This is a genomic window from Aeromonas sp. MTB (assembly GCF_056632455.1).
Genome location: NZ_CP147026.1, coordinates 1004035 through 1024702, shown reverse-complemented (window position 1 = coordinate 1024702; position 20668 = coordinate 1004035). Strand labels below are relative to the sequence as shown.

General features: G+C 61.3%; 19 protein-coding genes. 14 read left to right on the top strand and 5 right to left on the bottom strand.

Going from position 1 to position 20668, the window contains the following annotated elements; all coding sequences use genetic code 11:
* Positions 1–10 precede the first annotated feature (10 nt).
* From WBR25_RS04785 to WBR25_RS04775, 3 genes are all read right to left on the bottom strand, one after another.
* On the bottom strand, positions 11–1195 hold the full coding sequence (locus WBR25_RS04785) for a MerR family transcriptional regulator (RefSeq protein WP_307896338.1): 1185 nt from the start codon (positions 1193–1195) through the stop codon (positions 11–13).
* 157 nt (positions 1196–1352) lie between these two features.
* Positions 1353–3083 (bottom strand): single-stranded-DNA-specific exonuclease RecJ, encoded by a 1731-nt coding sequence (recJ, locus tag WBR25_RS04780; protein WP_479749492.1) that lies wholly within the window; start codon positions 3081–3083, stop codon positions 1353–1355.
* A complete protein-coding gene (locus WBR25_RS04775; RefSeq protein WP_005335146.1) occupies positions 3049–3696 on the bottom strand; it encodes a disulfide isomerase DsbC N-terminal domain-containing protein in 648 nt (215 codons plus the stop codon). Before WBR25_RS04775 ends, recJ begins: the two co-directional genes overlap by 35 nt.
* Before the next feature lie 316 nt (positions 3697–4012).
* Between WBR25_RS04775 and mscL the strand changes: the two genes are divergently transcribed.
* Positions 4013–4423 (top strand): large-conductance mechanosensitive channel protein MscL, encoded by a 411-nt coding sequence (gene mscL, locus WBR25_RS04770; protein WP_047438040.1) that lies wholly within the window; start codon positions 4013–4015, stop codon positions 4421–4423.
* 71 nt (positions 4424–4494) lie between these two features.
* Here the strand turns inward: mscL and xerD are convergent, their stop codons facing one another.
* Positions 4495–5394, bottom strand: a complete 900-nt coding sequence (gene xerD, locus WBR25_RS04765) for a site-specific tyrosine recombinase XerD (protein WP_307896336.1) — start codon at positions 5392–5394, stop codon at positions 4495–4497.
* A gap of 250 nt (positions 5395–5644) precedes the next feature.
* Between xerD and fldB the strand changes: the two genes are divergently transcribed.
* The 3 genes from fldB (at position 5645) to WBR25_RS04750 (ending at position 9106) form a co-directional block, all read left to right on the top strand.
* A complete protein-coding gene (fldB, locus tag WBR25_RS04760; RefSeq protein ID WP_307896335.1) occupies positions 5645–6163 on the top strand; it encodes a flavodoxin FldB in 519 nt (172 codons plus the stop codon).
* A gap of 202 nt (positions 6164–6365) precedes the next feature.
* Positions 6366–7766, top strand: coding sequence for a TldD/PmbA family protein (locus WBR25_RS04755; protein WP_479749491.1), 1401 nt, complete (start codon positions 6366–6368; stop codon positions 7764–7766).
* Positions 7766–9106 (top strand): TldD/PmbA family protein, encoded by a 1341-nt coding sequence (locus WBR25_RS04750; RefSeq protein WP_479749490.1) that lies wholly within the window; start codon positions 7766–7768, stop codon positions 9104–9106. The genes WBR25_RS04755 and WBR25_RS04750 overlap by 1 nt, the downstream gene beginning before the upstream one ends.
* An 84-nt stretch (positions 9107–9190) precedes the next feature.
* On the opposite strand, the gene WBR25_RS04745 is transcribed toward WBR25_RS04750, so the two are convergent.
* A complete protein-coding gene (locus WBR25_RS04745) occupies positions 9191–9685 on the bottom strand; it encodes a zinc ribbon-containing protein (RefSeq protein ID WP_005335155.1) in 495 nt (164 codons plus the stop codon).
* Positions 9686–9830: 145 nt separating this feature from the next.
* On the opposite strand from WBR25_RS04745, the gene leuS reads away from it, so the two are divergent.
* From leuS to WBR25_RS04695, 10 genes are all read left to right on the top strand, one after another.
* A complete protein-coding gene (gene leuS, locus WBR25_RS04740; RefSeq protein WP_479749489.1) occupies positions 9831–12407 on the top strand; it encodes a leucine--tRNA ligase in 2577 nt (858 codons plus the stop codon).
* A gap of 113 nt (positions 12408–12520) precedes the next feature.
* Positions 12521–13003 carry an LPS-assembly lipoprotein LptE gene (locus tag WBR25_RS04735; protein WP_005335160.1) on the top strand — a complete coding sequence of 161 codons (483 nt, stop codon included), beginning with the start codon at positions 12521–12523 and terminating at the stop codon, positions 13001–13003.
* Positions 13003–14040 carry a DNA polymerase III subunit delta gene (gene holA / locus WBR25_RS04730; protein ID WP_479749488.1) on the top strand — a complete coding sequence of 346 codons (1038 nt, stop codon included), beginning with the start codon at positions 13003–13005 and terminating at the stop codon, positions 14038–14040. Before WBR25_RS04735 ends, holA begins: the two co-directional genes overlap by 1 nt.
* Positions 14034–14684 carry a nicotinate-nucleotide adenylyltransferase gene (nadD, locus tag WBR25_RS04725; RefSeq protein WP_479749487.1) on the top strand — a complete coding sequence of 217 codons (651 nt, stop codon included), beginning with the start codon at positions 14034–14036 and terminating at the stop codon, positions 14682–14684. The genes holA and nadD overlap by 7 nt, the downstream gene beginning before the upstream one ends.
* A gap of 103 nt (positions 14685–14787) precedes the next feature.
* Positions 14788–15129 carry a ribosome silencing factor gene (gene rsfS, locus WBR25_RS04720; protein ID WP_005335165.1) on the top strand — a complete coding sequence of 114 codons (342 nt, stop codon included), beginning with the start codon at positions 14788–14790 and terminating at the stop codon, positions 15127–15129.
* A gap of 19 nt (positions 15130–15148) precedes the next feature.
* Positions 15149–15616, top strand: a complete 468-nt coding sequence (gene rlmH, locus WBR25_RS04715) for a 23S rRNA (pseudouridine(1915)-N(3))-methyltransferase RlmH (protein WP_005335166.1) — start codon at positions 15149–15151, stop codon at positions 15614–15616.
* 103 nt (positions 15617–15719) lie between these two features.
* On the top strand, positions 15720–17636 hold the full coding sequence (gene mrdA / locus WBR25_RS04710) for a penicillin-binding protein 2 (protein WP_040066816.1): 1917 nt from the start codon (positions 15720–15722) through the stop codon (positions 17634–17636).
* Positions 17629–18732, top strand: a complete 1104-nt coding sequence (gene rodA / locus WBR25_RS04705; RefSeq protein ID WP_005335170.1) for a rod shape-determining protein RodA — start codon at positions 17629–17631, stop codon at positions 18730–18732. Before mrdA ends, rodA begins: the two co-directional genes overlap by 8 nt.
* A complete protein-coding gene (gene mltB, locus WBR25_RS04700; RefSeq protein ID WP_421290381.1) occupies positions 18732–19730 on the top strand; it encodes a lytic murein transglycosylase B in 999 nt (332 codons plus the stop codon). The genes rodA and mltB overlap by 1 nt, the downstream gene beginning before the upstream one ends.
* The gene (locus WBR25_RS04695; protein WP_479749486.1) at positions 19672–20652 is read left to right on the top strand and encodes a septal ring lytic transglycosylase RlpA family protein; all 981 of its coding nucleotides are present in this window, start codon (positions 19672–19674) and stop codon (positions 20650–20652) included. Before mltB ends, WBR25_RS04695 begins: the two co-directional genes overlap by 59 nt.
* Positions 20653–20668 lie beyond the last annotated feature (16 nt).

Below are 20668 nucleotides of genomic sequence, written 5' to 3'. Positions count from 1 at the left end.
CGACAGCTAATCACGCATCTTTTTGCAGGCAGCAGATCACATAGCCGTAACTGCCCAGATATTGGCGGTGGATGGCCACTTCCCGACTCAAGTCCTGCCAGGCGGGGCTCTCCCCCAGCTCGTCTCGATAGCGCACCAGATTGACCTCGATAGGGTCCAGATAGTTGTTCCAGGCGCTCATCGGCAAGGGAGTGTGTGACAGGCAGCGGTAGCCTGCCGCTTGTACCGTCTCAAGCAGGCCCGCCAGCGTCTGCAAGGCGGGATAATCCTGCTGCCAGAATGCCAATGCCTCCTCGGGCGGGTTATCGGTCAGCCAGACCGCATCACTCAGCACGATGCAAGCCTGTGGGCTCGCAAGCAGCGGACGCCACGCCTTCAGTGCATTGGCAACCCCCATCACGTAAGCGCTCCCCTCTGCCCAGATGAGGTCGGCCGGGGCCAGATCGTCCGGCAGTGCCGCCATGTTGGCGCAGAGGGTGGAGACATGCTCAAAGCCTGCTGCACGGGCGGAGTGCGCCACGGCGGCCAGCGCCTCCTCTTCCAGATCGATGGCCACAATGGCGGCATCGGTCACCTGAGCCAGCGCCATGGTCGAGGCACCGCGCCCGCAGCCCATGTCGAGGATCCGGCGCGGCCGAATGGGCAAGGCGGCAAACTGCTGCTGGGTGAAGGCGCGATCCCCCGGCCCCCAGTAACTCATGCCATCCAGCAGCTGGATAAAGTCTTTGATGTAACGCTCATGTTCATTCATATCTTTGCTCAACCATTGCAAGTGGTAGCGATCTTTCTCGCTAAAACCCTGTTTCATCACCCACGCGAAGTAGGCCTCCGGTGCCTCGCGCTGCAGTTGCAGCTGCCAGGCCTTGAATTCCTCACCGGAGCGCGGGCGCAGCCCTGCCAGATCCGCCAACAGATCCCGGGCGCGCTGCATCCGCGCCAGCTCCTCATCCAGCTCCCTGACCCGGGCCTGCAATGCCGCCTGATCTATCTCGCCAGCCAGACAGGCGAGGCACTGCTTGAGGCTGAGACCACCTGCCTGCAGGGCCTGCACCATCTGCAGTCGCTGCAGATCCCCCTCGTCATAGTGGCGATAGCCGTTGGCGGCCCGGGTGCCGGCAATCACCCCCAGCTTCTCGTAATAGAGCAGGGTGGAGCGGGCGAGGCCGCAGCGGCGGGCCAGTTCGGATATTTTCATGGCAATCACTCACGGTGCGGGCCCTCAGGTGACCCGATAGAGACGAGCTTAAACTGTAAAGCTATAGACAGGTCAACGCCCTTTTCCAGAGATCCGCCAACAAAAACGGCCACCCGAGGGTGGCCGTTGTCAGCGATAGGGCTGCGATGCTCTTGACTCAGAGACCGGCTGCCTCCAGATGCTCCACCAGCAGCTGCACGCTGCGGTTGCCGCGCCACTCGTTGACGTCAAGCCGGTAGACAAGCCGCACCCGTTTGACCGTGGCATCGGGCCAGCGCTTGAGATCGACGCCAAAGGCGATGGCATCCACCGCGTGACCGGAATCGGTGGTCAGCATCATTTTGAGGTGTTTCTCCCCCACCAGCCGCTGCTGCACCAGCACGAACTCGCCGTCAAACAGCGGCTCGGGGAAGGCCTGACCCCAGGGGCCGGAGGCGCGAATCAGCTCCGCCAGCTCGATATTGAGCTCATCCGGCAACAACTCGCCATCGGTGAGCAGCACCCCGGTCAAGAGCTCCGGCATCACCAGCTCGCTGATGACCGCCTCAAAGGCCCGACCAAACGCCTCAATGTTGGCCTTGGGCAGGGTCAACCCCGCCGCCATGGCATGGCCACCAAACTTGCCCATCAGGCCCGGGTGGCGGGTATCGAGCAGTTCCAGCGCATCGCGCAAGTGCACGCCGGGGATGGAGCGGCCGGAGCCCTTGAGCTCGCTCTCGCTGCTCTCGGCAAAGGCAATGACCGGGCGGTAGTACTTCTCCTTCACCTTGGAAGCCACCAGCCCCACCACCCCCTGATGCCACTCGTTGCGGTGCAGCACTATGCCCGACGGCACCTCGCCATCGCGAAACCGGATCTGCTCCAGAGTGGCGAGGGCCTCCTGCTGCATCCCCTGCTCGATCTCCTTGCGCTCCTGATTGAGGCTGTCCATCTCGGCCGCAAGCTGGCGCGCCAGATTGAGATCATCGCAGAGCAGACAGGCGACCCCGAGGGACATGTCATCGAGACGGCCCACCGCATTGAGGCGTGGCCCCAGTGCAAAACCGAGGTCGGCGGCGGTGAGGCGACGACCATCGCGGCCCGACACATCCACCAGCGCCTGAATGCCGGGGCGACAGCGCCCGGCCCGGATCCGCTGCAAGCCCTGATGGACCAAAATGCGGTTGTTGCCATCGAGCGCCACCACGTCGGCGACCGTGCCGAGGGCCACCAGATCGAGGTAATCCGCCACATTGGGGGCTCGCAACCCTTGCCGTTCGTACCAGCCGAGCTGACGCAGATGGGTGTTGAGGGCCGCCATCAGGTAGAAGGCTACCCCCACCCCGGCCAGCGACTTGGAGGGGAAATCGCAACCATGCTGGTTCGGGTTGACGATGGCATCGGCGTCAGGCAGCTCCTGACCCGGTAAATGGTGATCGGTAACCAGTACCTGCATGCCCGCCGCCTTGGCTGCCGCCACCCCGGCGATGCTGGAGATGCCGTTATCCACCGTGATCAGAAACTCGGCGCCGCGGGCCACCGCCAGCTCAACAATTTCGGGGGTGAGGCCGTAGCCAAACTCGAAGCGGTTGGGCACCAGAAAATCGATGTGGCGACCCCCCATGGCGCGCAGGGCCAGCACACACAGCGCCGAACTGGTGGCACCATCGCAGTCGAAGTCGCCGACAATCAGGATCCGTTTCTGGGCAATCAGGGCATCCGCCAGCAGCGGCACCGCCTGCTCCATCCCATAGAGGCGCTGGGGCGGCAACAGCTGGCTGGCGCTGCGCTCCAGCAGGGCGGGATCCTCTACGCCACGGCTGGCGAAGATTTGGCGAAGCAGAGGATGCAAAGTGGCAGGCAGATGGGAATCATCAACTCGCGGACGACGACGGATTTGCAGGGACATCAATATGATCCAGTATCTTGAGCAGCTGTTCGGGGCTCTGATACCCGCGCACCAGATCCCCGTCGGAGGAGACCCAGGCCGGCAGTACCTTGACCCCCAACCATTGGCTCAGGCCAATATTTTGGATAAGGGTCTCACTACATGCCGTTTGAGGCAAATAGGCTTTTAACGGATCATTTTGCAGCAGGGGATCGCTGCACCAGTCGGCGGCCCGCTCGGCGTGATCAATCACCGGATAGAGTGCCACGCTCACCCCGGATGCCTGCAGGTGTTGCAAGGTGCCGGAGAGCTGACGACGTTTGGCATCCTGCTCGCCGAGAAACAGTGCAACCCGGTGACGCTCATCACGGGCCTTGAGCACGATGGGGGCATGAGCCACCTGCGCCAGCCCAAGTCGGCGCTGCTCGCGCATACCCGAGATGGTCAGGTTCTTCATGTCGCGAGTCATATCCAGCATGACCCCCTGCACCACATAATCCCCTTTGGCATCGCTGTAGAGCACCCCCTGTGAGGTGCCCAGCATATACAACCCCGCAATCGGGGTCGGTTCAACCAGATAGACGGGAACCCCCAGCCGGGCCGTGATGGTCTGTTTCAAGGCTTGGGTATCCATCCCCGCTCTGGCAGCAAATGTGCACAAAAGCATCATTCCCAGTAGTAAATACTTCACTTGTTTACTCACGTGGTATGAATGAATCGACCCAGCAAACTACAGCAGCACAGCTCATCATTCAACCAGCTACTTACCAAAAAATTAATATCACTTTGTACCAAAAAAATGGCTCCCCCCGATTGCCAAGGACTCATAACGCCCGCAAGCTAGTCAGGACGACAGGAATAACGCGGCTTAGCCTCTGTTTTTCCTGACAAGAGTTCGCCCTTTGGTAAGGGTAATCAACGCGCTATCTTGTTTAATTTCGGAGGAAATAATGAGTCTGATTCAAGAGTTCAAAGCCTTTGCCGCCCGCGGCAACGTCATCGATATGGCGGTCGGTATCATCATTGGTGCCGCCTTCGGCAAAATTGTCTCCTCTTTTGTCGGTGACGTAATCATGCCGCCCATCGGCCTGATCCTGGGCGGCGTGGACTTCAGCGACCTGGCGGTCACTCTGAAGGCCGCAGAAGGTGCAACACCCGCCGTAGTTATCGCCTATGGTAAGTTCATCCAGACCATCATCGACTTTCTGATCATCTCTTTTGCCATCTTCATGGGACTGAAAGCCATCAACACCCTCAAGAAAAAGCAGGAAGAGGAAGCCGCCGCCCCGGCAGGCCCAACCAAGGATCAGGAGCTGCTGACCGAGATCCGTGATCTGCTGAAATCCCAGCAAGGGAAATAAGCGCCATCTCCTGTCGTGTAGAGATAAAAAACCGCCTGCTGGCGGTTTTTTGTTTTTGGGAGGCCAGCCACTCAAGCTCTGGGGTGATGCTCCCCGTGCAGCGCCTTGAGTCGCTCGTTGGCCACATGGGTGTAGATTTGGGTAGTGGAGAGATCCGCGTGACCCAGCAGCATCTGCACAACCCGCAGGTCTGCGCCGTGGTTGAGCAGATGGGTTGCAAAGGCGTGGCGCAAGGTATGGGGGGATAGCTCGCCGTTAATCCCGGCCCGCAGGGCATAGAGCTTGATGCGATGCCAGAAGGTCTGGCGAGTCATCATACGGGCCTGCTTGGAGGGAAATACCACATCCGAGCTGGTGCCCCCCAGCAGCAGGGTGCGGGCCTCCCGGTAGTAACGCTCCAGCCAGTGCATCGCCTCCTCGCCCATCGGCACCAGCCGCTCCTTGTTGCCCTTGCCCACTACGCGCACCAAGCCCTGACGCAAACTAACATGCTCGGCAGTGAGCCCCACCAGCTCGGAAACCCGCAGCCCGGTGGCGTAGAGCAGCTCCAGCATCGCCTTGTCCCGCAACTCCAGCGGGTCATCCACCAGCGGCGCACTCAGCAACGCATCCACCTCCGTTTCGCTTAAATCGGAGGGGAGTTTTTTCGGCAGCTTGGGCCCCCCCAGCAGCACGGTCGGATCATCGCTGCGCAGCTTCTCACGGTTGAGATACTGATAGAAACGGCGCAGGGCCGACAGGAAGCGGGCCGTACTGCTGGCCGCAAACTGGTGATCGACCCGCCAGGCGAGGTAGTGCTGGATCTCGTCCATCCCCGCCAGCAGCAGCGAGCTCCCCTGCTCGTCGAGCCAAAGGGAGAACTTCTCCAGATCGCTGCGATAGGAGCTGACCGTGTTGTCAGACAATCCCCGCTCCAGCCAGAGGGCATCGAGGAAGGGTTCAATCAGGGGATGGGGGTCAGGCTTGCTCATGGTGCGCTGCAATCAGGGGAAAGATGGCCCATTGTAACGCGCCAACTCCTTGGAAAGACAAGGCACTTTCATTGGAAAGGTAAGGCTCGTATGCCACGCCCCTTGCCGGGCGGTGAAGGTCGAATGGCAATCTGCTAGACTGGCGCCCTCCCCTTACGTTACCCATCGTGTTGCCAACATGGCGCTGCCCACACGAGCATGCGAGAACGCGCCAAAAGCAAGCGAGAAAGCGCCAACAGAGAGAAGAGCGATGAAGATTGGTCTGTTTTACGGTTCCACCACCTGCTACACCGAGATGGCTGCCGAGAAGATCCGCGCCCTCATCGGCCCCGAGCTGGTGGATATTCACAATATCAAGGATGTCTCCCTGCGCCGGATGGAGGATTACGAGATCCTGATCCTCGGCATCTCCACCTGGGATTTTGGCGAACTGCAGGAGGACTGGGAGTCCCGCTGGGAAGATATCGCCGATCTCCATCTGGAGGGACGCATCGTGGCCCTGTTTGGCCTCGGCGATCAGCTCGGTTATGGCGAATGGTTCCAGGACGCCCTCGGCATGCTGCACGCTCAGCTGGTGCCAAAAGGGGTCAAGCTGGTGGGCTACTGGCCCAACGAAGGGTACGAATTCGATGCCTCCAAGGCACTGATCGACGATGGCCGTCACTTCGTCGGGCTGGCCCTCGATGATGCCAACCAATATGACCAGACCGATCCGCGCATCGAGCAGTGGGTCGAGCAGATCCTGAGCGAAATTCACGCCCTGCTCTGATCTTTCCCACGTTTTGGCAAAACGACCCTGAGCGCCTGGCCCTGGCCGCCGGGCGCAGTTATCGCACCGATTTTCTCAATCGGTATCATCGCATGACGCTATAGCGACTTTTTTGTGCTGGTCTGCAACAATGGACTCGACATCCCATAACAATCAGAGCCGGATGTCGGAAGCAAACGGACAGACCAGAAAAGGATATTCTATGACTCCATTCTCCCTGTTGGCCCCCGCTATCGCCCGCGACGTGCTCGATCACGCACTGGCACTCGGGGCCGATTTCGCCGAGCTGTTTGTCGAGCGCAAGCGCCGCAGCCAGCTCAGCCTGCTCTCCAGCCAGATAGAGAACATCAGCGGCGGCCTCGATTTCGGCATCGGTGTGCGCCTCTGTTACGGCCACAAGGTGCTCTACGGCTACACCAACCAAGCCAGCCGCGACGAGCTGCTGCGCATCGTCACCCTGCTGGCGGCCAAAGACCGCCGCGACCCCGTGGTGACCGCCACCGCCTTCGATTTCACCCGCCTGAGCGATCGCAACCCGGTCGAGCTGCCGCTCTCGGCAGACAAGCTGCTGGAGCAGAAGATCGCCTATCTGCACGCCATGGATGCGGCGGCCCGCGCCGAGAGCGGCAAGGTGAGCCAGTTCTCCGGCAACGTGCTGGGCTGGGAGCAGGAGGTGGAGATCTTCAACAGCGAAGGGGTGCAAGTGGCCGATCGCCGCCACTACAACCGCATCATGGCCCAGACCATCGCCATGGAAGGGAGCGAGCAGAGCGTCGGTTACGAGGCCCCCGGCGCCCTGATGGGCTGGGAGCATGCCGATCGCATCGATCCGCGCGAGCTGGCCCTCACCGCCACCCGTCAGGCACTGGTGAAGCTGGGCGCGGCTCCCTGCCCGAGCGGCGCCCTGCCGGTCATCATGGAGAACGGCTTTGGCGGCGTCATCTTCCACGAGGCGTGCGGCCACCTGCTGGAGACCACCTCGGTGGCCAAAAAGGCGTCGGTATTCCACGACAAGATGGGCCAGCTTATCGCCAATCCGGTGGTCAATGCGGTGGACGAAGGGCTGCAAGGCAACGCCTGGGGCTCCATCAACGTCGATGACGAGGGGATGGAGACCCAGCATACCCAGCTCATCAAGGATGGCGTACTGACCGGCTTTCTGGTGGACAGAATGGGGGCCCTCAAGACGGGCTACGCCCGCACCGGCTCCGGGCGGCGCGAATCCTACAAGTACGCCCCCACCTCGCGCATGCGCAACACCTATATCGAACCAGGCAACCACAGCCTCGACGATATGCTGGCCACGGTGGAGCACGGCATCTACGCCAAAAAGATGGGGGGCGGCTCGGTACAGCCCGGCACCGGCGAGTTCAACTTCAACGTGCAGGAGGCCTACCTCATCGAGCACGGCAAAATCACCAGACCGCTCAAGTCGGCCACCCTGATCGGCACCGGCCCGCAGGTGCTGAAAGAGATCTCCATGGTGGGCAGCAATCTGGCGCTGGCCGCCGGCATGTGCGGCTCGGTCTCGGGCTCGGTCCCCACCTCGGTGGGCCAGCCGGCGCTGAAAGTGGACAATATTCTGGTGGGAGGGAACGCCTGATGAGCCAACTCGACATGAACCAACTGCTCACCCGCCTGCTGGACAAGGTGGCCGAACTCAACGCCGAAGCGGACATCATCGCCAATCAGGAGAGAGCCTTCTCCCTCAAGGCCGACAAGGGCGAACTCGGCGAATACAAGGTGACCAGCAGTCAGCAGCTCGGCATTCGTCTGATCAGGGAGGGCCGGGTCGGCATCGCCTACTCGGAATCCCTCGATGAGGCGGCGCTCGATGCCATGCTGCAGGATGCGCTAGATGCCAGCCGCTTTGCCAAGGTAGACCCGGATCAGCGCATCTCGGTGGCCAGTAGCCGGCTCACCACAGATTGCGCCGAGATCAATCAACCCGATACTACGCCGATTGAGGAGAAGATCGCTCTGGCCCTGCGCCTGGAGTCAGACATGCTGGCCATGCCCGATGTGAGCGGCGCCCCCTACAACAGCTTCTTCGAAGGGGAGAGCCAGCTCTGGCTCGCCAACAGTCAGGGCACCCTCTGCCAGCACGGTGAGTTCAGCGTCGGCTGCTACACCTCGGCACTGGTCGAACGGGATGGCCGCCAGTCGATGCACTCGCAAGGGCTGTATGGCCGTTGCTTTGACGAGCTGGATAGCCAGCGGCTCATCGCGCAGATCTACGCCGTCGCCAGCGACCTGCTGCCGGGCGAGGCAGTACCAAGCGGTCGTTACAGCGTCATCTTTAGCACCAACTGCTTCGCCAGCCTGTTTGGCTGCTTTCAGGGTGTGCTGTCGGGCAAGTGGGCCCAACAAGGGATCAACCCCTGGCGCAGCAAGATCGGCCAGAGCGTGGCGTCACGCTGGCTCACTCTGGAGAGCAGGGTCTATATGCCGAGCGGCATGAACATCAAGGCGTTTGATGGCGAGGGGGCGGCCAGCTCGGATCTGCTGCTGATTGGCGAAGGGGAGCTGAAGACCCTGCTCCATAACAGCGCCACCGCCCGCCACTTTGGTGTGGCCAGCAACGGCTCGGCCGCCCGCGGTGCCCGCAGCGCCCTCGATGTGACCGCTCGCCACCTAGTGTTTGGCGCGGGCCCTCACTGTGAAGCGGAGGTGCAGAGCGGCGACTATCTGGAGCTGGTCAAGCTGGATGGCCTGCATTCGGGTGCCGATGCGGTGAGCGGTGACTTCTCCTTTGGCGCGTCGGGCTTCCTCTGCCGCGATGGGGTGCGACTGCAGCCGGTGCGCGGCATCACGGTAGCAGGCAACTTCTACCGCCTGCTGGGCGAGCTGGAAGCGGTCGGTGACACCATGCACCACAACGACAGCAAGGGCTTCTACGCCCCGCAGATCCGTTTTGGCGGCCTCTCCGTCGCGGGCAAGTAAACGCCCCGACGAAATCTGCAAGCAAGAAAAAGGCGCCTGATGGCGCCTTTTTGCTCGTTATCTCGTCCGCATTGATGGCATGACTCAGGGCGAGAGCGGCTCGCGATGATATTCGGCGCAGCCGCACTCAGGGCAGGTATCGAGCTGCTGGGGATGCAGCACGGTATGGCGCCAGCCACACTGGTCGCACACCATGACCCCGAGCCCCACCCAGTCACCCGCTTCGTAAACCCCCTTGTGCTCCAGCTCGTCGGCCAGCTCGCGCCACTCCACCTGGGCTCGGTCGGTCACATCCGCCAGCCAGGACCAGGCGGTATCTTTGAGCGCCAGCATAAAAGCAGACTCTTCGACCTGCGCACTATCGTCATGGCGCCCCTCGTCATAGTTGCCCAGATCCCGCTTCACATACTCGGCGATGAGCGCCAGTTCGTCCTGAGTCAGGTCACTTGCTGCCTCCAGATAGGCCTGCACCTTGGCAATCATCCGGTTGAGGCGCTCCCCCTGGAACTCTTCAGTCTCTTGCCACTGTTTTTGCAGCTCGGCAATGAAGGCTTCGTACCCTTTTTGACGTTTGTCCATGGCTCTAACTCCTCTACTAAACCCTGATCTGGCCCGGCTTAAGGCCCAAGGGACGCTGGCGGTTGTTGCCGCCGCAGGATATGGGTATTCTATTGCGATTTCCCAGCTGATTTATCTATTCATTTCACAGATCCGGATGTCACCAATGCAAGAGCAATACGTTCCCCAATCAATCGAACCAGCAGTGCAAAAGCACTGGGATGCCAAGAAAACCTTCAAGGCCGTGGAGAAGGTAGACAAGGAGAAGTTCTACTGCCTGTCCATGTTCCCTTATCCGTCTGGTCGACTACACATGGGGCACGTTCGTAACTACACCATAGGTGATGTGATCTCCCGTTATCAACGCCTCAATGGCAAGAACGTGCTGCAACCCATAGGTTGGGATGCATTCGGTCTGCCGGCCGAGAACGCCGCGATCAAAAACAATACCGCACCGGCGCCCTGGACCTACGAAAACATCGAATACATGAAGAACCAGCTGAAGATGCTGGGTCTGGGTTATGACTGGGATCGTGAAGTCGCCACCTGCAAACCGGATTACTACCGCTGGGAGCAGTGGTTCTTCACCAAGCTCTACGAGAAGGGTCTGGTCTACAAAAAGACCTCCTCCGTCAACTGGTGCCCGAACGACATGACAGTGCTGGCCAACGAGCAGGTGGTCGACAACTGCTGCTGGCGCTGTGACACCCCGGTGGAACAAAAAGAGATCCCCCAGTGGTTCATCAAGATCACCGACTACGCCGAAGAGCTGCTCAGCGACATCGACAATCTGGAAGGCTGGCCGGAGATGGTCAAGACCATGCAGCGCAACTGGATTGGCCGCTCCGAAGGGGTCAACATCAGCTTCGCTATCGAGGGTCAGGCTGAGCAGCTGGAGGTCTACACCACCCGTCCGGACACCTTCATGGGCGTCACCTATGTTGGTATCGCTGCCGGTCACCCGCTGGCGCTGCAAGCAGCCCAGAACAATCCGGAGCTGGCCGCCTTCATCGAAGAGTGCAAGAACACCAAGGTAGCCGAAGCCGAGCTGGCCACCATGGAGAAGAAGGGCATGGCCACCGGCCTCTATGCCGTTCACCCGCTGGATGGCCGCAAGGTACCGGTCTGGGTCGCCAACTTCGTGCTGATGAACTACGGCACCGGCGCCGTTATGGCGGTTCCGGCCCACGATCAGCGTGACTTCGAATTCGCCACCAAATATGGCCTCGACATCAAGGCGGTGATCAAGCCGGTTGATGGCGACGTCGACGTGAGCGAAGCGGCTTACACCGAGAAGGGCGTGCTGTTCAACTCCGGCGAGTTTGATGGTCTCGACTTCCAGGGCGCCTTCGATGCCATCGCCAGCAAGCTGGAAGGGCTGGGCAAGGGCAAGCGCACCGTCAACTACCGCCTGCGTGACTGGGGCGTCTCCCGTCAGCGTTACTGGGGCGCCCCCATCCCGATGCTGACCCTGGCTGACGGCACAGTGGTGCCGACACCGGAAGATCAGCTGCCGGTACTGTTGCCGGAAGATGTGGTGATGGATGGTATCCAGAGCCCGATCAAAGCTGATGCCGAGTGGGCCAAGACCACCTACAACGGTCAGGAAGCGTTCCGCGAGACCGATACCTTCGACACCTTTATGGAGTCCTCCTGGTACTACGCGCGCTACTGCTCCCCGGACTACGACAAGGGCATGCTGGATCCGGCTGCTGCCAACCACTGGCTGCCGGTGGATCAGTACATCGGCGGCATCGAGCACGCCTGTATGCACCTGCTCTACGCCCGCTTCTTCCACAAGCTGCTGCGTGACGCTGGCCTCGTGAACAGTGACGAACCGTTCAAGCGCCTGCTCTGTCAGGGCATGGTGCTGGCCGACGCCTTCTACTACAAAGACGAGAAGGGCGGCAACGTCTGGGTCAGCCCGACCGACGTCAAGGTAGAGCGTGACGAGAAGGGTCGTATCACCAAGGCCATCGACAACGAAGGCCGTGAGGTAATGCACTCCGGCATGACCAAGATGTCCAAGTCCAAGAACAACGGCATCGACCCGCAGCTGATGGTCGAGCGTTACGGCGCCGATACCGTCCGTCTGTTCATGATGTTCGCCTCTCCGGCCGAGATGACACTGGAGTGGTCCGACTCCGGCGTAGAGGGTGCCCAGCGCTTCCTGCGTCGCCTGTGGCGCGTCACCTTCGAACACGTCTCCGGTGGCGCCGTTGCCGCGCTGGATGTGGCTGCTCTCACCAACGAGCAGAAAGCGGTACGCCGTGAACTGCACAAGACCATCGCCAAGGTGAGCGATGACGTGGGTCGCCGTCAGACCTTCAACACCGCCATCGCCGCCATCATGGAGCTGATGAACAATCTGGCCAAGCTGGGCAACGACGAGCAGGACCGCGCCCTGATGCAGGAAGCGCTGGAAGCTGTCGTTGTTATGCTCTACCCCATCACCCCGCACATCGGCTTCGAGCTGTGGAAGATGCTGGGCAAGGGCGACGACATCGATCACGCAGCCTGGCCGGTGGCCGATGAAGCGGCCATGGTCGAGACCGAGAAGCTGGTGGTGGTGCAGATCAACGGCAAGATGCGCGGCAAGCTGACCGTGCCGGCCGAGATCAGCCAGGCCGACGTCGAGAAGCTGGCGATGGCCGATGCCTCGGTACAGAAGTTCACCGACGGTCTGACCGTGCGCAAGGTGATCTATGTACCTGGCAAGCTGCTCAATATTGTCGCTAACTAATTGGCTGCCAACTGATTGGTTACCAACTGATCATTGCCAATCTGTGACAGCAAACGGATGATAACGGCGGGCCCTGCGCCCGCCGCTTTCCCTTAATGCAAAGAGGATTTTCTATGGGCACCATCTTCACCCGCTGGATGGCCATCGTGCTGGCTGGTCTGCTGCTGCAAGGCTGCGGCTTTCACATGCGCGGCAACGGCATTCCGAGCGAGCTGATGACCATGAAGGTCGTGGGCGACAACAAGAGCGACTTCTACCGGATGGTTACCACCCGCCTGAAGGCCTCTGGCGTGACCCTGGCCGACAAGGAGGGCATTCCGGTGCTCACTCTGGGCGGCGTAGGCAGCACCAGTCAGGTCGCCTCGGTCAACGCGCTGGGGACGGACACCGAATATGTGCTGGGCTTTGGTACCCAGTTCACCATCTCGGTACCGGGCAAGCCGACTCAGGTCTTCCCCATCAACTTCAACCGCAGCTTCCTCAACAAGCCGGATGCAGCGCTCGCCTCCTCCCGTGAGCAGGAGCAGCTCAACCGCGAGATGCAGGAGCAGGCGGCCAATCAGGTGATCCGGCAGTTGAGTCAGGTCAGCTTCTGATGCGGATCTACCCGGAACAATTTGGTGACCACCTCAAAGCAGGGCTTCGGCCCTGCTATCTCGTTTTTGGCGACGAGCCCCTGCTGCGACTGGAGGCCATCGATGCCATCCGTCAGGTCGCCCGCAAGCAGGGTTTCGATGAGCGCCACACCTTCGTGGTGGAACAGGGGCTGGACTGGAATCAGGTCTACGATGCCTGTCAGGCCATGAGCCTCTTCTCCGCCCGCCAGATCATCGAGCTGGAACTGCCCGCCAAGGTGGACAAGGATCTGGCTGCCCGTATCAGCGAAATTGGCAAGCAGCTTCATCCCGACCTGCTGCTGGTGCTGAGCGGCGGGCGCCTCAACCAGACCCAGATGAAGGCGGCCTGGTTCGACAAGCTCTACCAGATTGGCACCTATGTGCCGGTCAACCATCCGGAGCCCAAGTTCTTCCCCCGCTGGATGAGCGCCCGTTTTGCGCGTTTCGGCCTCAAGGCGCTGCCGGATGCCATCAACTTCATGTGCCACTCCTACGAGGGCAACCTGCTGGCCGCCAGCCAGGAGATCGAGAAGCTGACCCTGCTCTCGCCGCCCCAGCCCATCAGCGTCACCTATCTGCAAGAGACCATTATCCGTCACGCCCACTTCACCCCGTTCCAGCTGGTCGATACCCTGCTGGAGGGCAAGGTGAACCGGGCCCAGCGCATTCTGGCCGCCCTGCGGGCCGAAGGTACCGAGCCGGGGATGCTGGCCTGGACCCTCTGCCGCGAGCTGGAGCAGCTGACCGAGCTGTCGTTGGCGATGCGCAACGGCCAGCCGCTGGGTGAGCACTTCAGCCGCCTGCGCATCTGGCAGAGCCGCCAGCAGCTCATTCAGCAAGCACTGACCCGGCTGCCATTTGCCAAGTTGCAGCAACTGTGGCAACTGATGGCCCAATCGGACGATGCCCAGCGCCGCTTCGATACCGAACAGGCCTGGCTGATGCTGCAGACCATTGCCCTCGGCTTTCGTGATGGCACCCCGCTGCCGCTGGTGATGGAGAGCAGCCCGTGCTGAAGGCGCCTGTCGGTTTGCTTGGCGGCACCTTCGACCCCATCCATATCGGTCATCTTCGCCCGGCCATCGAGGCGCGCGATGCCCTCGGGCTGGCCGAGATGCGGCTGATCCCGAACCATATCCCGCCCCACCGCGCCAATCCGTTCTGCTCGAGCGAACAGCGCCTTGCCATGGTCAAACTGGCGGCGGCGGAGAACCACCACTTTGTGGTAGATGAGCGGGAGCTGAGACGAAACAAGCCCTCTTACACCATCGATACCCTGATCGAGCTGCGTCATGAACTGCCCGATACGCCGCTCTGTTTTCTGATGGGGATGGATTCCCTGCTGAGCCTGCCAAGCTGGCACCGCTGGCAGGAGCTGCTCGACTATGCCCATCTGGTGGTGAGCGTACGGCCGGGCTGGCAACCGGATTATCCGGCCGAGGTGGCGCAGTTGCTGGCGCGCCAGCACACCACAGATGCCAACGCGCTGCATCTGCGTCTGGCCGGTCATATCTGGCTGGCGGACAACCAGCCCATCGAGCTGTCAGCCACCCGACTGCGGGCCTTGCTGGATGCGGGACAAGACACCCGCTACCTCTTGCCCGAGTCGGTTGCGCACTATATTGATCAAGAGGGGCTCTACCGCGCCAACCGCCGCTAGCCCCTGTCGTAATCCCGCCCCACCCGATGGGAAACGGGAGTGACCATGATATAATCCGCCGCCCTGACGCAAACGCTGCGCGCCGGAATACAGGAGAGACTCATTGCAAGGCCAAGAATTGCATGCCTTTATCATCGACAAGATCGATGACATGAAAGGCCGCGACATCATCACCCTCGATGTACGCGGCAAATCCAGCATTACTGACACCATGATCATCTGTTCCGGCAACTCCAGTCGTCACGTCAGCGCCATTGCCCACCATCTGGCCAGCGAGGCCCGCCACGCGGGTCTGGATCTGCTGAGCGTGGAAGGGCAACTGAGCGGTGAATGGGTGCTGGTAGATATGGGCTCGGTGATCGTGCATGTGATGCAGGATGAACATCGTGACTTCTACCAACTGGAAAAGCTGTGGAGCGGTGCCGCCCAAATGAATACGCAATAAGAGCACAAGTGTAACGACCATGAAGATCCAGTTGATTGCGGTGGGCACCAAGATGCCCGCCTGGGTAGAGCATGGCTTCGAAGAGTATCGTCGCCGCTTCCCGAAAGACATGCCGTTTGAACTCGTCGAGATCGGCGCAGGCAAACGGGGCAAAAATGCCGACATTCCCCGCATCCTGCAGAAGGAAGGGGAAGCCATGCTGGCGGCTGCGGGGCGCTCGCGCATCGTCACCCTCGACATTCCGGGCAAGCCCTGGACCACGGAACAGCTGGCGACCCAGCTGGAGGCGTGGAAACTCGATGGCCGCGATGTCGCGCTGCTGGTAGGCGGGCCGGAAGGTTTGTCCCCCGAGTGCAAGGCTGCCGCCGAACAGAGCTGGTCACTGTCACCGCTCACCCTGCCCCATCCGCTGGTGCGGGTGCTGGTGGCAGAGAGCCTCTATCGGGCCTGGAGCATCACCACCAACCATCCGTATCATAGAGAGTGAGCCATGCGTCTCTGGAGTCTCACCTCTCATATTCACCCCTATCACAGAGAGTGAACAATGCAGTTCCTGCTCTTATTGCCCCCAAGGGTCTTGAGGTAAAGGCATGCTGAAACAACGCATCGAAATGCGCGATCACAGTGCCGAGGGCAATCTGTTCTTCCGGCGCACCCTGGTAGCCTACATCGGCATCGTCGTGCTGATGCTGGTGCTGCTGGGCAATCTCTATTATCTGCAGGTCGAGTCCTACGACACCTACCAGACTCGCTCCAACTCCAACCGTATCCGCGTGGTACCGGTGGCGCCACCACGGGGCCTCATCTATGACGCCAACGGCGTGCTGCTGGCGGAAAACCGCCCGGTCTACAGTCTGGAAATTGTGCCGGAAGAGACCAAAGATCTCGAAAAAACCGCCGACCAGCTGATCACCCTGCTGGGTCTGCCAGAGGGCACCAAGGAGAAGTTCCTCGCCGAAGTGAAGCGCCAGCGCCGCTTCAAGCCGGTCCCCCTCTACGAAAAACTGACCGAATATCAGGTAGCCCTCTTCTCGGTCAACCAGCACAACTACCCGGGCGCCAGCATCGAGGCCTACCTCAAACGCTACTACCCGTTTGGTGACACCCTCACCCACGCTTTGGGCTATGTGGCCAAGATCAACACCCGTGACGTGGAGCGCCTCGAGAAGGAAGAAAAACTCGCCAACTACGCGGCCACCAAGGATATCGGCAAGCAGGGGGTGGAGAAGTATTACGAAGATGAGCTGCACGGTGTGGCGGGCTATCAGGAGGTCGAGGTGAACAACCGCGGTCGGATTGTCCGCACCCTCAAGTTCCAGCCGCCTATTCCCGGCAAGGATATCTACCTCAATATCGACGTCCGGATGCAGCTCAAGGCCCAGCAACTGCTGGCCGGCCAGCGCGGCGCCATCGTGATGATGGACCCGAGAACCGGCGCCATCATCGCCATGGAGTCGAGCCCCAGCTATGACCCCAACCTGTTCGTGACCGGCATCTCCAGCGCCAACTACTCGGCGCTGCTCAACGATCCGGCGCGGCCGCTGGTGAACCGCACCACTCAGGGCATCTATGCCCCCGCCTCCACCGTCAAACCCATGATGTCGGTAATGGGGCTCAACGAGGGGGCCATTACCCCGGGCTATCGCTATTTCGGCGGCCCGAGCTTCTCCATTCCCGGTACCACCAAGAAGTTTCGCGACTGGCGCCGCTGGGGTCATGGCTGGCTCGATGTCTATCGCGCCATCGAGGTCTCGGCAGATACCTACTTCTACGATCTCGCCTATCGAGTCGGCATCGACAAGATCCACAGCTACATGACCAAGTTCGGCTTCGGTCAGTACAGTGGCGTCGACCTCTATGAAGAGACCAAGGGGGTCATGCCGTCCCGTGACTGGAAAATGGCCCGCTGGCGTCAGCCCTGGTATCAGGGGGACACCATCTCCATCGGTATCGGTCAGGGTTACTGGAGCGCCACGCCAATCCAGCTGGCCAAGGCGATCAGCATCCTGACCCAGAATGGTCACGACGTCACCCCGCACCTGCTCAAGAGCACCGCCTCCCAAGCGGGAGTGGTCGATGCTCCGATCAACCCGAACATGGCGCTCAAAACCAAGAGCGACAGCTACTGGCAGGTGGCGCGGGAGGGGATGTGGCGAGTGATCAACGGCCACGAAGGTACCGGCCGTCGCGCTTTTGCCAACACCCCCTATGTGGCGGCAGGCAAGTCCGGCACCGCCCAGGTGGTCAACATGAAAGAGAATCAGGTCTACAACGCCAAAACCATGAAAGTGGAGCATCGCGACAATGCCCTGTTTGTCGCCTTTGCCCCCTATGAAACACCCAAGGCAGTCGTGGCGCTGGTGCTGGAGAACGCCGGTGGTGGCAGTACCAATGCGGCCCCCGTTGCTCGCCAGATGCTGGATGCCTATCTGCTGCCCCCTGATCCGCAACTGCCACCGGCACCGGAAAAGCCGTCCCAACCGAGTGAGGTCGCTCCCAATGAGTAATTCTGCCCGCCAGCAGAGCATCTGGTACAAGCTGCATATCGACTTGCCCCTGCTGCTCGGTCTGCTGGCCGTGATGACCCTCTCCATGGTGGTGCTCTACTCCGCCTCCGGTCAGGATATGGACTCCATCGTGCGCCAGCTGGTGCGCGGCGGTCTCGCCTTTGCCCTGATGATCGGCCTGGCCCAGCTGCCCCCCTCCCTCTACGCCCGCTGGTCGGTGCCGCTGTTCGCCGTGGTGGTGCTGATGCTGATTGCGGTGGACGTATTCGGCCACATCGGCAAGGGGGCCCAGCGCTGGCTCGATCTGGGCTTTATGAAGTTCCAGCCCTCCGAGGTGATGAAGCTCTCCATGCCCATCATGGTGGCCGCCTGGCTCAGTCGCCACTCGCTGCCCCCCAAGTTCAGCCATGTAGTGATCGCCCTCATCATGGTGCTGCTGCCCACCCTGCTGATCGCCGCCCAGCCTGACCTTGGCACCTCCATTCTGGTGGCCGCCTCCGGCTTCTTCGTCATCTTCCTGGCGGGGCTCAGCTGGTGGCTGATCGGCTTGGCGGTCCTGCTGATGCTGGCCTTTATGCCGGTGCTCTGGTTCTTCCTGATGCACGACTACCAGCGCCAGCGGGTGCTGATGCTGCTCGACCCGGAGAAAGACCCGCTCGGCCGCGGCTATCACATCATCCAGTCCAAGATTGCCATCGGCTCCGGCGGCGTCTTTGGCAAGGGTTGGCTGCAAGGGACCCAGTCCCAGCTGGAGTTCCTGCCTGAGCGCCATACCGACTTCATCTTCGCAGTATTCAGCGAGGAGTTCGGTCTGGTAGGGGTTGCCCTGCTGCTGGTGCTCTACCTCTACGTCATCAGCCGCTGCCTGTTTATCTCGATGCAGGCCCAGAACAGCTTCGAGCGACTGCTGGGCGGCGCCATCACCCTCACCTTCTTCGTCTATGTGTTCGTCAACATGGGCATGGTGAGCGGCATCCTGCCGGTGGTAGGGGTGCCCCTGCCGCTGGTGAGTTATGGCGGCACCTCCATGGTGACCCTGATGGCCGGATTCGGTATCCTGATGTCCATTCAGACTCATAGAAGACTGCTCGCCTGATGAGACGGGTTGGATTGCTGCTCTCGCTCGCCACCACGATGGCGACCGCCGCCGTGGCGCCGGATCGGTTGGCCCTGCTCGCCGACCAGCAGCAGGTGCCGCTGGCGGAGCTGCAGGCCGCGGTCGCCCGCGCCCAGTTGCGCCAAGAGGTGCTCGACACCATCAGCAAGCCGTGGGAGGCCAAACCCTGGCATCGCTACCGGCCGCTGTTTGTTACCCCGGAGCGCATCCGTGACGGCCAGCAGTTCTGGCAGCAACATGCCGAGACGCTGGCTCGCGCGGAGCAGACCTATCGGGTGCCCGCCTCGCTCATCGTGGCCATCATAGGGGTCGAGACCTTCTACGGTCGCCAGATGGGCCATCATCCGGTGCTCGATAGCCTCTACACCCTGGGGTTCCACTACCCGGAGCGCAGCGACTTCTTTGCCAAGGAGTTTGCCCAGCTGGTGGTGCTGGCCAAAGAGGAAGGGTGGCAACTCGATGCCCTCAAGGGCTCCTATGCCGGCGCCATGGGGATGGGGCAGTTCATGCCCTCCAGCTACCGCCACTACGCCGTCGATTTTGACGGGGATGGCAAGCGGGATCTGTTTGCCAACCCGGTCGATGCCATCGGCAGCGTGGCCAACTATTTTGCCAGCCACCAGTGGCGCTGGGGCGAATCCGTGGTGGAACCGGCCCAGATCGGGTTGATGGCAGTCGAACCTCTACTCAGGCCTGAGCCCGAGTTAACACAACAGTGGTCAGAACTGGCGGCGGCAGGGATTGAGCTCGCCACGCCGCTGGCCCCACAGACGCCGGTCAAGTTACTGGCGTTTGCCCAAGCCGATGGACCGGAATACTGGGTCGCACGGCATAACTTTTATGTGATCACCCGTTACAATCGCAGCCCACTCTATGCGATGGCGGTGTATCAACTTAGCCAAGCCATTCAGGAAGCGTATGCATCTTCGTCACAAACTCCTCCCGCTCAGCCTGAGCTTGTTGCTGGCCGCCTGTAGCAGCCAGCCGGAACAGAGCGCCCCCGTCGAGCCGCAAGCACCGGTCAGCAAGCCACCCGTTATCGAGATCCCGCAAGCCACCGGCGCCATTCCGCGCCCCGAGCCCCTGAGTGCCAGCGGCAACCGGGACTACTGGATCGGCAAGCAAAAGCACGAGGTGTGGCGCGACATCAAACACTACAGCGAAGAGGGCACCGCCAGCTGGCTGTCGCCGGATCTGGACGGCCAGAAGACCGCCAACGGCGATGTGCTGGACAGCAAGCTGTTCAGTGCCGCCCACCGCAACCTGCCCATCCCGAGCTATGTGCGGGTCACCAATCTGGACAACGGGCTGGAGACCATAGTGCGGGTCAACGATCGCGGTCCATTCAACAGCCCGCGCCTGATCGACCTCTCCTACGCAGCGGCCAAGCAGCTGGAGATGGTCGATAGCGGTGAGGCCCGAGTACGGCTGGAGCTGATCAGCGACACTCCGGATCAGATGGTGATCATGGAGCCGATGAAGCCCATCGAAATGACTCCGACCACTCCGGCTGCGGCCTCCAACACGCTGTCGCAAGATGGCTTCCTGGGTGAACCGACCGCACTGGCGATGGCTACTCCCGCCGCCGATCCGGCTCCTGTCAAGGCACCCGCCGCCAAGCCCGCCAAAGCGGTACCAGTCAAGCCAGCACCAGCCAAGGCTGCAGCGCCCGCCAGCAGTGGGGATGGCAAGATGATCCAGGTACTGGCCAGCGGCTCCCGGGATCGGGCCGAGGCGATGGGCAAGGTGATGACCCAGCGTTACGGCGTGCCCTACCGGATCGATGCCCATGGCGCCATTTTCCGGGTGCTGATTGGCCCGGTCGCCGCCGACCAGCAGGCAAGTGTGCTGGAAAAAGTACGTCAGGGCGGGCTGGAACAGGCCTTTATCGTGCCCTGATCGCCCCACTTTGCCG

What these genes read in the sequence shown, in the direction of transcription:
- rlmH (WP_005335166.1), top strand. Translation starts at nt 15,149, where the DNA reads ATGAAGATCCAGTTGATTGCGGTGGGCACCAAGATGCCCGCCTGGGTA.
- recJ (WP_479749492.1), bottom strand. Translation starts at nt 3,083, where the DNA reads ATGTCCCTGCAAATCCGTCGTCGTCCGCGAGTTGATGATTCCCATCTG.
- WBR25_RS04735 (WP_005335160.1), top strand. Translation starts at nt 12,521, where the DNA reads ATGGGCACCATCTTCACCCGCTGGATGGCCATCGTGCTGGCTGGTCTG.
- WBR25_RS04775 (WP_005335146.1), bottom strand. Translation starts at nt 3,696, where the DNA reads ATGGATACCCAAGCCTTGAAACAGACCATCACGGCCCGGCTGGGGGTT.
- leuS (WP_479749489.1), top strand. Translation starts at nt 9,831, where the DNA reads ATGCAAGAGCAATACGTTCCCCAATCAATCGAACCAGCAGTGCAAAAG.
- mrdA (WP_040066816.1), top strand. Translation starts at nt 15,720, where the DNA reads ATGCTGAAACAACGCATCGAAATGCGCGATCACAGTGCCGAGGGCAAT.
- WBR25_RS04750 (WP_479749490.1), top strand. Translation starts at nt 7,766, where the DNA reads ATGAGCCAACTCGACATGAACCAACTGCTCACCCGCCTGCTGGACAAG.
- WBR25_RS04785 (WP_307896338.1), bottom strand. Translation starts at nt 1,195, where the DNA reads ATGAAAATATCCGAACTGGCCCGCCGCTGCGGCCTCGCCCGCTCCACC.
- holA (WP_479749488.1), top strand. Translation starts at nt 13,003, where the DNA reads ATGCGGATCTACCCGGAACAATTTGGTGACCACCTCAAAGCAGGGCTT.
- xerD (WP_307896336.1), bottom strand. Translation starts at nt 5,394, where the DNA reads ATGAGCAAGCCTGACCCCCATCCCCTGATTGAACCCTTCCTCGATGCC.
- WBR25_RS04755 (WP_479749491.1), top strand. Translation starts at nt 6,366, where the DNA reads ATGACTCCATTCTCCCTGTTGGCCCCCGCTATCGCCCGCGACGTGCTC.
- mscL (WP_047438040.1), top strand. Translation starts at nt 4,013, where the DNA reads ATGAGTCTGATTCAAGAGTTCAAAGCCTTTGCCGCCCGCGGCAACGTC.
- fldB (WP_307896335.1), top strand. Translation starts at nt 5,645, where the DNA reads ATGAAGATTGGTCTGTTTTACGGTTCCACCACCTGCTACACCGAGATG.
- WBR25_RS04745 (WP_005335155.1), bottom strand. Translation starts at nt 9,685, where the DNA reads ATGGACAAACGTCAAAAAGGGTACGAAGCCTTCATTGCCGAGCTGCAA.
- rodA (WP_005335170.1), top strand. Translation starts at nt 17,629, where the DNA reads ATGAGTAATTCTGCCCGCCAGCAGAGCATCTGGTACAAGCTGCATATC.
- mltB (WP_421290381.1), top strand. Translation starts at nt 18,732, where the DNA reads ATGAGACGGGTTGGATTGCTGCTCTCGCTCGCCACCACGATGGCGACC.
- WBR25_RS04695 (WP_479749486.1), top strand. Translation starts at nt 19,672, where the DNA reads ATGCATCTTCGTCACAAACTCCTCCCGCTCAGCCTGAGCTTGTTGCTG.